This window comes from Mesorhizobium sp. WSM4306 (assembly GCF_007003975.1).
In the GTDB taxonomy this organism is placed as follows: Bacteria; Pseudomonadota; Alphaproteobacteria; order Rhizobiales; family Rhizobiaceae; genus Mesorhizobium.
Genome location: NZ_VFTC01000001.1, coordinates 1 through 12,742, shown reverse-complemented (window position 1 = coordinate 12,742; position 12,742 = coordinate 1). Strand labels below are relative to the sequence as shown.

Sequence of the window (12,742 nt, the reverse complement as noted above, 5' to 3'; positions counted from 1 at the left end):
AGGCGAATGTGGCTTTAGCCGGCCGCGCGAACCGCACCACCAGACTGCAACCGCCGGCATTCCCCGATAGTGGGGCCGGCATGAGACAAAGGCAGGAAAGAGATGGCTAAGAAAATTGCAGGCCAGCTCAAGCTCCAGGTTGCCGCGGGCTCGGCTACGCCGTCGCCCCCGATCGGCCCGGCGCTTGGTCAGCGCGGCATCAACATCATGGAATTCTGCAAGGCGTTCAACGCGCAGACCCAGGAAATGGAAAAGGGATCGCCGATTCCGGTCGTCATCACCTACTACCAGGACAAGTCGTTCACCTTCGTCATGAAGACGCCGCCGGTGAGCTACTTCCTGAAGAAGGCTGCGAACCTGAAGTCGGGCTCCAAGGAGCCGGGCAAGGTCAAGGTCGGCACGATCGGCCGCGACAAGGTGCGCGCCATCGCCGAGCAGAAGATGAAGGATCTGAACGCAAACGACGTCGAAGCGGCCATGCGCATGGTCGAGGGCTCCGCCCGTTCGATGGGTCTGGAAGTGGTGGGCTGAGATCATGGCAAAACTTGCAAAGCGTGTATCGAAGACCCGCGAAGGCATTGACCCCAACAAGGCTTATGCCCTGGGTGAAGCGCTGAAGCTGCTCAAGGACCGTTCGACGGTGAAGTTCGACGAGACCATCGAAGTCGCGATGAACCTCGGCGTCGACCCGCGTCACGCCGACCAGATGGTCCGCGGCGTGGTCAACCTGCCGAACGGCACCGGCCGCTCGGTCCGTGTCGCCGTGTTCGCACGTGGCGACAAGGCTGAGGAAGCCAAGGCCGCCGGCGCCGACATCGTCGGTGCCGAGGATCTGGTCGAGATCGTCCAGAAGGGCACGATCGACTTCGATCGCTGCATCGCCACGCCGGACATGATGCCGCTGGTCGGCCGTCTGGGCAAGGTGCTCGGCCCGCGCGGCATGATGCCGAACCCGAAGGTCGGCACCGTCACCACCGACGTCGCAGCCGCCGTCAAGGCATCGAAGGGCGGCGCTGTCGAGTTCCGTGTCGAGAAGGCCGGCATCGTGCAGGCCGGCGTCGGCAAGGTCTCGTTCGACGTCAAGGCGCTGGAAGAAAACATCCGCGCCTTCGCCGATGCGGTGACCAAGGCAAAGCCGGCTGGCGCCAAGGGCAACTACGTCAAGAAGGTGTCGGTCACCTCGACGATGGGCCCGGGCCTCAAGCTCGACGTCTCGACGCTCGCAGCGTCCTGATACGAACATCTGGATCGGCCGCTAAAGCGCTGATCCGCAAGTGAATTCCGGGCCTCCGACTTGTCGGCGGCCCGGTACCGGAAACCGAGAGGTTTCCGGACATCCTGTCCGAGATTGCAGGCGGCCCAGAAGCCTTAATTCAATTGGGCCTGCATGAGACGGGTGAAAACCTGACAACGGAGCGACAGGCTCCAATGAAAGGTTCGAACCGTGTTTGCCTTTTGTCTGCGCATCGCCGGCTTGCCGTCGATGTGGCGAAAGGGGGCAGGATCCTCGAGCGTCGTTCGGGAGATCCGTTACTGGATGGCCCGGCCGGCAAAAAGGCAACCCGACGCCTGTCCTATTAGTGGGGCAGGGGTCAACTGGAGATAGGCAGTGGACAGAGCGGAAAAACGCGAACTCGTCACGGGCCTGAATGGTGCTTTCGCAGGCGCTGGTTCAGTCGTCGTGGCCCACTACGCCGGTATCACCGTCGCGCAAATGAACGACCTTCGGTCGAAAATGCGCGCTGCCGGTGGCACCGTCAAAGTCGCGAAGAACCGTCTCGCCAAAATCGCTCTTCAGGGCACGGACTCCGCATCGATCATCGACCTGTTCAAGGGACAGACGCTGATCGCCTATTCGGAGGATCCGATTGCGGCGCCGAAGGTCGCGTCCGATTTCGCCAAGGGAAATGACAAGCTTGTCATTCTCGGCGGCGCAATGGGCACCACCTCGCTCAACGCCGACGGTGTGAAGGCACTCGCCACACTTCCGTCGCTCGATGAGCTGCGCGCCAGGCTGGTTGGCATGATCGCCACGCCGGCAACCCGGATCGCCCAGATCGTCAATGCGCCAGCGGCCTCGGTCGCGCGCGTCATCGGCGCTTACGCCCGGAAGGACGAGGCGGCATGAGGCCGTTCCTCGCTATCACAAACACACGTTCGAACCTGATGAAGGAATACAACAATGGCTGATCTGGCAAAGATCGTAGACGACCTTTCGAAGCTGACCGTTCTCGAGGCGGCCGAGCTGTCGAAGCTTCTTGAAGAAAAGTGGGGCGTTTCGGCTGCTGCTCCGGTGGCGGTTGCCGCTGCCGGGGGCGCTGCCGCGGCTGCTGCTCCGGCCGAGGAAAAGACGGAATTCGACGTCGTCCTCACCGAGGCAGGCGCTCAGAAGATCAACGTCATCAAGGAAGTCCGCGCCATCACCGGCCTGGGCCTCAAGGAAGCCAAGGATCTGGTCGAAGCAGCTCCGAAGCCGGTCAAGGAAGGCGTTTCCAAGGCTGACGCTGAGAAGTTCAAGGCCCAGCTGGAAGCAGCCGGCGCCAAGGTCGACCTGAAGTAAGCGTAAAAGTGGCGGGCGGCCTCGCGCCGTCCGCCACTCCCTTCGTGTCAAGGGAGAACGCGTAGCGCGAGATGTACGGGAACCTCTTTCCTGAGGGCCGAAACCGGCCTTCAGGAAACGGGTTTTCTCCCGTTTTAGCCGGCAGGCTGCCGGAGAAACAGACAGAGGGCCGCTGCCCAGGCGGCTCAGTATGCAAGGCGAGCCGCGGCGAGGCTCGTCCCGAGTTTAGAGCTAAGGAGCGACGATGGCCCAGACCCAGACTTTCAATGGCCGCAGACGCGTACGCAAGTTCTTCGGAAAGATCCCGGAAGTTGCGGAGATGCCGAACCTGATCGAGGTTCAAAAGGCATCCTATGACCAGTTCCTGATGGTGGACGAGCCCAAGGGCGGCCGTCCGGACGAAGGGCTGCAGGCTGTTTTCAAGTCGGTCTTCCCGATCTCCGATTTTTCCGGCTCCTCGATGCTGGAGTTCGTGAAGTACGAGTTCGAAGGACCGAAATTCGACGTTGACGAATGCCGTCAGCGCGACCTGACCTATGCCGCGCCGCTGAAGGTGACGCTGCGCCTCATCGTGTTCGATATTGACGAGGATACCGGCGCCAAGTCGATCAAGGACATCAAGGAGCAGGACGTCTACATGGGCGACATGCCGCTCATGACCTTGAACGGCACCTTCATCGTCAATGGCACCGAGCGCGTCATCGTCTCGCAGATGCACCGTTCGCCGGGCGTCTTCTTCGACCATGACAAGGGCAAGTCGCACTCGTCGGGCAAGCTTTTGTTTGCCGCACGCGTCATCCCCTATCGCGGTTCGTGGCTCGACATCGAGTTCGATTCCAAGGACGTCGTGCACGCCCGCATCGACCGCCGCCGCAAGATCCCGGTGACGTCGCTGTTGATGGCGCTTGGCATGGACGGCGAAGAGATCCTGTCGACCTTCTACAACAAGATCACCTACAAGCGCGCCGGCGATCACTGGCGCATTCCGTTCAACGTGGAGCGTTTCCGCGGCCTCAAGGCTGTCGGCGACCTGGTCGATGCCGACACCGGCGAGATCGTCGTCGAGCAGGGCAAGAAGATCACCGCCCGCCAGGCAAGGGCGCTTGGCGAAAAGGGTCTGAAGGCGATCAAGGCGACCGACGAGGATCTGCTCGGCAATTACCTGGCCGAGGACATCGTCAACTACGGCACCGGCGAGATCTTCCTCGAAGCCGGCGACGAGATCGACGAGAAGACGCTGAAGGTGCTGCTCGGCACCGGCGAGCAGGAGATCAAGGTTCTCGACATCGACCACGTCAATGTCGGCGCCTATATTCGCAATACGCTCAACGTCGACAAGAACGAGAGCCGCCAGGACGCGCTGTTCGACATCTATCGTGTCATGCGCCCGGGCGAGCCGCCGACGCTGGAAACCGCCGAAGCCATGTTCAACTCGCTGTTCTTCGACAGCGAGCGCTACGATCTTTCGGCCGTCGGCCGCGTCAAGATGAACATGCGCCTTGAGCTCAAGGCCGAGGACACCGTGCGCGTGCTGCGCAAGGACGACATCCTGGCCGTGGTCAAGACGCTGGTCGAACTGCGCGACGGCAAGGGCGAGATTGACGACATCGACAATCTCGGCAACCGCCGCGTGCGTTCTGTCGGCGAGCTGATGGAGAACCAGTACCGCGTCGGCCTGCTGCGCATGGAGCGCGCGATCAAGGAACGCATGTCCTCGATCGAGATCGACACGGTGATGCCGCAGGACCTGATCAACGCCAAGCCGGCGGCTGCCGCCGTGCGCGAGTTCTTCGGTTCCTCGCAGCTGTCGCAGTTCATGGACCAGACCAACCCGCTGTCGGAGATCACCCACAAGCGCCGCCTGTCGGCGCTTGGACCGGGCGGTCTGACCCGCGAGCGCGCCGGCTTCGAGGTGCGCGACGTGCACCCGACGCATTACGGCCGCATCTGCCCGATCGAGACGCCGGAAGGCCCGAATATCGGTCTGATCAACTCGCTGGCGACGTTTGCGCGCGTCAACAAGTACGGGTTCATCGAGAGCCCGTACCGCAAGATCGTCAATGGCAAGCTGACCAATGAGGTCGTCTATCTCTCCGCTATGGAAGAGTCCAAGCACCACGTTGCGCAGGCCAATGCCGAGCTCGACAAGAATGGTGGTTTCGTCGACGAATTCGTCATTTGCCGCAGCGCCGGCGAAGTGATGATGGCGCCGCGCGAAAATGTCGATCTGATGGATGTGTCGCCCAAGCAGATGGTCTCTGTGGCCGCGGCGCTGATCCCGTTCCTCGAGAACGACGACGCCAACCGCGCGCTGATGGGCTCCAACATGCAGCGTCAGGCCGTGCCGCTGGTGCGCGCCGAAGCGCCGTTCGTCGGCACTGGCATGGAGCCGGTCGTCGCCCGTGACTCGGGCGCCGCCATCGGTGCCCGCCGCGGCGGCATCGTCGACCAGGTGGACGCAACGCGTATCGTCATCCGCGCAACGGAAGATCTCGATCCCGGCAAGTCGGGCGTCGACATCTACCGGCTGATGAAGTTCCAGCGTTCGAACCAGAACACCTGCATCAATCAGCGTCCGCTGGTGCGCATGGGCGACCGCGTCAACAAGGGCGACATCATTGCCGACGGTCCGTCGACCGAGCTCGGCGATCTGGCGCTCGGCCGCAACGTGCTGGTCGCGTTCATGCCATGGAACGGCTACAACTACGAGGACTCGATCCTGCTCTCCGAGCGTATCGTGGCCGACGACGTCTTCACCTCGATCCACATCGAGGAGTTCGAGGTCATGGCCCGCGACACCAAGCTCGGCCCGGAGGAAATCACGCGCGACATCCCGAACGTTTCGGAAGAAGCGCTGAAGAACCTCGACGAAGCCGGCATCGTCTATATCGGCGCGGAAGTGCAGCCGGGCGACATCCTGGTCGGCAAGATCACGCCGAAGGGCGAAAGCCCGATGACGCCGGAAGAAAAGCTCCTGCGCGCCATCTTCGGTGAAAAGGCGTCCGACGTTCGCGACACCTCGATGCGCATGCCTCCGGGCACCTTCGGCACCGTCGTCGAAGTGCGCGTCTTCAACCGTCACGGCGTCGAGAAGGACGAGCGCGCCATGGCGATCGAACGCGAGGAGATCGAACGCCTCGCCAAGGACCGCGACGACGAGCAGGCGATCCTCGACCGCAACGTCTATTCGCGCCTTTCCGACGTTCTCGTCGGCAAGGAAGCGATTGCCGGGCCGAAGGGCTTCAAGAAGGGCTCGAAGCTGTCGAAGGACACGCTGGATGAGTATCCGCGTTCGCAGTGGTGGCAGTTTGCGGTAGAGAACGAAAAGCTCCAGAGCGAACTGGAAGCCCTGCGTGGCCAGTACGACGACTCCAAGAAGGCGCTCGAGCAGCGCTTCATGGACAAGGTCGAGAAGGTGCAGCGCGGCGACGAAATGCCTCCGGGCGTCATGAAGATGGTCAAGGTCTTCGTGGCTGTGAAGCGCAAGATGCAGCCGGGCGACAAGATGGCCGGCCGTCACGGCAACAAGGGTGTCGTGTCGCGCATCGTTCCGGTCGAGGACATGCCTTTCCTCGAGGACGGCACGCATGCCGATATCGTGCTCAACCCGCTGGGTGTGCCGAGTCGCATGAATGTCGGCCAGATCCTGGAAACGCATCTGGGCTGGGCATGTGCGGGCATGGGCAGGAAGATCGGCGAGCTGATCGACGCGTACAAGACGGCCGGAGACATCAAGCCGCTGCGCAAGACGCTCGAGAGCTTCATCCCTGCCAACGACCGCAACGAGCCGGTCCGCGAGTATGACGACGAGAGCATCGTTCGCCTCAGCGAACAGATGCGCCGCGGCGTCTCCATCGCGACACCGGTGTTCGACGGCGCGCATGAGCTCGACATCAACATCATGCTGGAGCAGGCGGGCCTGCACACCAGCGGTCAGTCGCAGCTCTATGACGGACGCACCGGCGAGCCGTTCGATCGCAAGGTGACGATGGGCTATATCTATATGCTCAAGCTTCACCACCTGGTGGACGACAAGATCCACGCGCGTTCGATCGGTCCGTACTCGCTCGTTACCCAGCAGCCGCTGGGTGGCAAGGCGCAGTTCGGCGGCCAGCGCTTCGGCGAAATGGAGGTCTGGGCTCTGGAAGCCTACGGCGCCGCCTACACGCTGCAGGAAATGCTGACGGTCAAGTCGGACGACGTCGCCGGCCGCACCAAGGTCTACGAAGCGATCGTGCGCGGCGACGACACGTTCGAGGCCGGCATTCCCGAGAGCTTCAACGTTCTCGTCAAGGAAATGCGGTCTCTCGGCCTCAATGTCGAGCTGGAGAACACCAAGCTGGACGACAATCCGGTACGTCTGCCCGACGCTGCCGAATAACAAAGACATCCGGTCGCGGGAGAAGGCTCTCGCGACCGGATGCACCAAATTCTTCGGCCGGTGGGCCGACCACTCAGCGGGCGTTTGGCCCGCGTTAGATGCAAGGGGTTTTCGAGGACCCCGAAAAGGAGAACGGCATGAACCAAGAGGTCATGAATCTCTTCAATCCGCAGGCGCCGGCGCAGGTGTTCGATTCCATCCGGATATCGCTCGCCAGCCCTGAGAAGATTCTGTCCTGGTCGTTCGGCGAGATCAAGAAGCCGGAGACCATCAACTACCGCACCTTCAAGCCGGAGCGTGACGGTCTGTTCTGCGCGCGCATTTTTGGCCCGATCAAGGACTATGAATGCCTGTGCGGCAAGTACAAGCGCATGAAGTACAAGGGCGTCATCTGCGAAAAGTGCGGCGTCGAAGTCACGCTGTCGCGCGTTCGCCGCGAGCGCATGGGCCATATCGAGCTGGCAGCACCTGTCGCTCACATCTGGTTCCTGAAGTCGCTGCCATCGCGCATCGGCACGCTGCTCGACATGACGCTCAAGGACATCGAGCGCGTCCTCTACTTCGAGAACTACATCGTCACCGAGCCTGGCCTGACCGCGCTGAAGGAGCACCAGCTGCTCAGCGAGGAAGAGTACATGATCGCCGTCGACGAGTATGGCGAGGACTCGTTCACCGCCATGATCGGCGCCGAGGCCATTCATGACCTCCTGGCCGGCATGGATCTTGAGAAGATCGCCGGCGACCTGCGTTCGGAACTGGCTTCGACCACGTCCGAGCTGAAGCAGAAGAAGTATCTGAAGCGGCTCAAGGTCGTGGAAAACTTCATGGAATCCGGCAACCGTCCGGAATGGATGATCATGAAGGTGGTTCCGGTGATCCCGCCGGACCTGCGCCCGCTCGTCCCGCTGGACGGCGGCCGTTTCGCGACGTCGGATCTGAACGATCTCTATCGCCGCGTCATCAACCGCAACAACCGCCTGAAGCGGCTGATCGAGCTGCGCGCGCCCGGCATCATCGTGCGCAATGAAAAGCGCATGCTGCAGGAAGCGGTCGACGCTCTGTTCGACAACGGCCGCCGCGGCCGCGTCATCACCGGCGCCAACAAGCGTCCGCTGAAGTCGCTGTCCGATATGTTGAAGGGCAAGCAGGGCCGGTTCCGTCAGAACCTGCTCGGCAAGCGCGTCGACTATTCGGGCCGTTCGGTCATCGTCACCGGCCCGGAGCTCAAGCTGCATCAGTGCGGCCTGCCCAAGAAGATGGCGCTCGAACTGTTCAAGCCCTTCATCTACGCCCGCCTCGACGCCAAGGGTTTCTCCTCGACCGTCAAGCAGGCCAAGAAGCTGGTCGAGAAGGAGCGTCCGGAAGTCTGGGATATCCTGGACGAGGTCATCCGCGAGCATCCGGTGCTGTTGAACCGCGCCCCGACGCTGCACCGCCTGGGCATCCAGGCGTTCGAGCCGATCCTGATCGAAGGCAAGGCGATCCAGCTGCATCCGCTGGTCTGCACGGCCTTCAACGCCGACTTCGACGGCGATCAGATGGCCGTTCACGTGCCGCTGTCGCTCGAGGCTCAGCTTGAAGCCCGCGTGCTGATGATGTCGACCAACAACATCCTGCACCCGGCTTCCGGCGCACCGATCATCGTGCCGTCGCAGGACATGGTTCTGGGTCTCTACTATCTCTCGATCGTCAACCAGAACGAGCCGGGCGAAGGCATGGTGTTTGCCGACATGGGCGAACTCCAGCATGCGCTCGAGACCAAGGCCGTCACCCTGCACGCCAAGATCAAGGGTCGTTTCCGCTCGGTCGACGCCGAAGGCAAGGTCGTGTCGAAGATCTACGACACCACGCCTGGCCGCATGATCATCGGCGAACTTCTGCCGAAGAACGTCAACGTGCCTTACGAGACCGCCAACCAGGAGATGACCAAGAAGAACATCTCCAAGATGATCGACACCGTCTACCGCCATTGCGGTCAGAAGGAGACGGTCATTTTCTGCGACCGCATCATGGCTCTCGGCTTCGGCCATGCCTGCCGCGCCGGCATTTCGTTCGGCAAGGACGACATGCTGATCCCCGACGCCAAGATCAAGCTGGTCTCCGACACCGAAGCTTTGGCCAAGGAATACGAGCAGCAGTACAATGACGGTCTGATCACGCAGGGCGAGAAGTACAACAAGGTCGTCGACGCCTGGGCCAAGTGCTCGGAAAAGGTCGCCGACGAGATGATGGCCCGCATCAAGGCCGTGGAGTTCGAGGACAATGGCCGTCAGAAGCCGATGAACTCGATCTACATGATGTCGCATTCGGGTGCGCGTGGTTCGCCCACCCAGATGCGCCAGCTCGCCGGCATGCGTGGCCTGATGGCCAAGCCGTCGGGTGAAATCATCGAGACGCCGATCATCTCGAACTTCAAGGAAGGCCTGACCGTGCTCGAGTACTTCAACTCGACCCACGGCGCCCGCAAGGGTCTGGCCGATACCGCCTTGAAGACGGCGAACTCGGGTTACCTCACCCGTCGTCTGGTCGACGTGGCGCAGGACTGCATCGTCAACTCCGTGGATTGCGGCACCGACAAGGGCCTCACCATGCAGCCGATCGTCGATGCCGGTCAGGTCGTCGCTTCGGTCGGCCAGCGCGTGCTGGGCCGTACCGCGCTCGACGATATCAACCATCCGGTGACCGGCGAGCTGCTGGTCAAGGCCGGAACGCTGATGGACGAGCGTGACGTGGAGCAGATCGAAAAGGCCGGCGTGCAGTCGGTCCGTATCCGTTCGGCACTGACCTGCGAAGTCAGGGTCGGCGTCTGCGCGGTCTGCTATGGACGCGATCTGGCCCGCGGCACCCCGGTCAACCAGGGCGAAGCTGTCGGCGTCATCGCGGCGCAGTCGATCGGCGAGCCGGGCACCCAGCTCACCATGCGTACCTTCCACATGGGCGGTACGGCGCAGGTGGTGGACAGCTCGTTCCTTGAAGCCTCGTATGAGGGCAAGGTCGAGATCCGCAACCGCAACGTGGTGCGCAACTCGGACGGCCAGCAGATGGTCATGGGCCGCAACATGGCGGTGCTGATCCTCGACGAGGCCGGCAAGGAACGCGCCACGCACCGTGTCACCTATGGTTCGCGCATCTTCGTGGACGATGGCGACAAGGTGAAGCGCGGCCAGCGTATCGCCGAGTGGGATCCCTATACCCGCCCGGTCCTCACCGAAATCGAGGGCAAGGTGGCGTATGAGGATCTGGTCGACGGCATTTCCGTTCAGGAAACGGCTGACGAATCGACCGGCATCACCAAGCGTGAGGTCATCGACTGGCGCTCGACGCCGCGCGGCAACGACCTCAAGCCGGCAATCGCCATCCTGGACGGCAAGGGCAAGGTCGGCAAGCTGTCGAAGGGCGGCGACGCCCGCTTCCTGCTCTCGGTCGAGGCCATCCTCTCGGTCGAGCCGGGTTCGCAGGTTCGCCCCGGTGACGTGCTGGCGCGTATCCCGATGGAAAGCGCCAAGACCAAGGACATCACCGGCGGTCTGCCGCGTGTTGCCGAACTGTTCGAGGCACGCCGTCCGAAGGATCACGCCATCATCGCCGAGATCGATGGCACGATCCGCTTCGGCCGCGACTACAAGAACAAGCGCCGCATCATCATCGAGCCGCATGACTCGACGCTTGAGCCTGTCGAATACCTGATCCCGAAGGGCAAGCCGTTCCATCTCCAGGACGGCGACGTCATCGAGAAGGGCGACTACATCCTCGACGGCAATCCGGCGCCGCACGACATCCTGGCGATCAAGGGCGTGGAAGCACTTGCTTCCTACCTCGTGAACGAAATCCAGGAGGTCTACCGCCTGCAGGGCGTGTCGATCAACGACAAGCACATCGAGGTGATCGTTCGCCAGATGCTGCAAAAGGTCGAGATCACCACGCAGGGCGACTCGACCTACATTCCGGGCGACCACGTCGACGTGATCGAACTGGAAGAGGTCAACGAGCGCCTGATCGAGGACGGCAAGAAGCCGGCCGAAGGTCAGCCGGTGCTGCTCGGCATCACCAAGGCCTCGTTGCAGACGCCGTCCTTCATCTCGGCCGCCTCCTTCCAGGAGACGACCAGGGTGCTTACGGAAGCTGCGGTTGCCGGCAAGACCGACATGCTGCAGGGCCTGAAGGAAAACGTCATTGTCGGCCGGCTGATCCCGGCCGGTACGGGCGGCACGATGAGCCAGATCCGGCGCATCGCCACCTCGCGCGACGAGTTGATCATCGACGAGCGCCGCAAGGCCTCCGGTGTCGAAATCGCCGAGCCGATGCTGACCGACATGGTCAACGCCGCGCAGTAAGCGCGGTCGGACGAGAAGAAGAAAAGGGGCCCAAGCGGCCCCTTTTCGCGTTTTGGCCCCCAATCGGATCGAGGAAAACATGAGCAAGAAGGTTTGGACTGAAGTCGACGACTACATCGTTTCCTCTCTCTTCGAAGCGGATCCCGTGCTCGACGCGGTGCTCGCGACCAATCGTGACAGGGGCTGCCGGCCATCGACGTGTCGGCCGCGCAAGGCAAGCTGTTGTCGCTTCTGGTGCGCATCCGCGGCGCGAAGCGGGTGCTGGAGGTCGGCACGCTTGGCGGCTACTCGACCATCTGGATGGCAAGGGGATTGCCGGCCGACGGCAAGGTCGTGACGCTTGAACTGGATCCGCACCACGCCAAGGTCGCGCGCTCGAATTTCGAGCGGGCAGGGGTGTCGGACAAGGTGGACCTGCGGGTTGGGCCGGCGCTGCAGTCGCTCGAAACACTTGGCAGAGAAAATGCCGGTCCGTTCGACCTGATCTTCATCGACGCCGACAAGCCGAACAATCCGAACTATCTGTCATGGGCGATGCGGCTGTCGCGGCCAGGCACGGTTATCATCTGCGACAACGTCGTCCGTGACGGAACAGTGCTCAACGACGATGGCCGTGACGCCTATGTCGAAGGCGCACGCGCCGCGTTCTCCTTCATCGGCGGCGAGAAGCGCCTGGACGGCACCGCCATCCAGACCGTGGGCGCCAAAGGCTATGACGGGTTTGCCATTGCGATTGTCGAGTGAAACCGGGACAGTGTACGCAGCGAACGAAAAGGGTGTCCGAGGGTGGCACCACTCCAACAAGGTGTGCCGATGGCCGAGACATTCATCGAACGGCATTTCGAGCTCGGCTCAACCGATGAGGTGACGGCGCGCTTCTTTCGTCCGGTGAAGAGGGAGTTGGATTTCTGCTGCGACTACGAAATTGCCTGGCCGGATAAGACGCGTAGGTTCCATGCCTATGGTATCGATGAAGTACAGGCTCTTACCCTCGCATTGAGGATGGCCCACGCCAATTTGCTCAGTTCGCCTGAAGCAAAGCGAGGCGAAATTCGCTGGCTAGGCTCTAAAGCCTGTCGCCTTTTAAAGGATTCAGGATTCCCCTTGGTTTGAGTTCGTGATTCATTGCGGTTGAAAGGAGACCGCAATGGGCAAGCCGCTACCGCTTGAGTTGCGTCAGCGTGTTGTTGCGTATGTCGATGAAGGCCATGGTCACCGCGAGGCTGCGCGCCATTTCCGTGTTTCGCCTCGCTTTGTGAACAATCTGATCAAGCTGCGCCGGCAGACCGGTTCGCTTGAGGCGCGCCGGCAGGGCCATGTGGGCGGCGGGAAGCTTGAGCCACATGCCGAGTTTGTCCGCTTGCGGTTGGCCGAGACCGGCGAACTGACGCTGGATGAGCTTTGCGTCGAACTGGAGGGGCGTGGGGTGAGCGTGCACCGCTCCAATGTCGGGCGCCTGCTCAATCG

Annotated in this window: 8 protein-coding genes and 1 pseudogene; all 9 read left to right on the top strand. The window is 62.1% G+C overall.

Annotation, left to right across the window (positions count from 1 at the left end):
• The first annotated feature begins 102 nt into the window (after positions 1-102).
• Positions 103-531 (top strand): 50S ribosomal protein L11, encoded by a 429-nt coding sequence (gene rplK / locus FJV77_RS00045; RefSeq protein WP_112566731.1) that lies wholly within the window; start codon positions 103-105, stop codon positions 529-531.
• Between the two features lie 4 nt (positions 532-535).
• Positions 536-1,234 (top strand): 50S ribosomal protein L1, encoded by a 699-nt coding sequence (rplA, locus tag FJV77_RS00040; protein WP_112566728.1) that lies wholly within the window; start codon positions 536-538, stop codon positions 1,232-1,234.
• A 375-nt stretch (positions 1,235-1,609) separates the two neighbouring features.
• On the top strand, positions 1,610-2,128 hold the full coding sequence (rplJ, locus tag FJV77_RS00035) for a 50S ribosomal protein L10 (RefSeq protein WP_023667437.1): 519 nt from the start codon (positions 1,610-1,612) through the stop codon (positions 2,126-2,128).
• Positions 2,129-2,182: 54 nt separating this feature from the next.
• Positions 2,183-2,560: a 50S ribosomal protein L7/L12 gene (gene rplL, locus FJV77_RS00030; RefSeq protein ID WP_142864855.1), complete on the top strand. Its 378-nt coding sequence runs from the start codon at positions 2,183-2,185 to the stop codon at positions 2,558-2,560.
• A 244-nt stretch (positions 2,561-2,804) separates the two neighbouring features.
• The gene (rpoB, locus tag FJV77_RS00025; protein WP_142864854.1) at positions 2,805-6,941 is read left to right on the top strand and encodes a DNA-directed RNA polymerase subunit beta; all 4,137 of its coding nucleotides are present in this window, start codon (positions 2,805-2,807) and stop codon (positions 6,939-6,941) included.
• 137 nt (positions 6,942-7,078) lie between these two features.
• Entirely contained in the window at positions 7,079-11,275 is a 4,197-nt protein-coding gene (gene rpoC / locus FJV77_RS00020; protein ID WP_142864853.1) for a DNA-directed RNA polymerase subunit beta', read from the top strand.
• 79 nt (positions 11,276-11,354) lie between these two features.
• Positions 11,355-12,019 (top strand): annotated as a pseudogene (locus FJV77_RS00015) (O-methyltransferase).
• A 69-nt stretch (positions 12,020-12,088) separates the two neighbouring features.
• Entirely contained in the window at positions 12,089-12,388 is a 300-nt protein-coding gene (locus FJV77_RS00010; protein WP_142864852.1) for a hypothetical protein, read from the top strand.
• 34 nt (positions 12,389-12,422) lie between these two features.
• A partial coding sequence (locus FJV77_RS00005) for a helix-turn-helix domain-containing protein (protein ID WP_142864851.1) occupies positions 12,423-12,742 on the top strand: 320 nt, incomplete at its 3' end.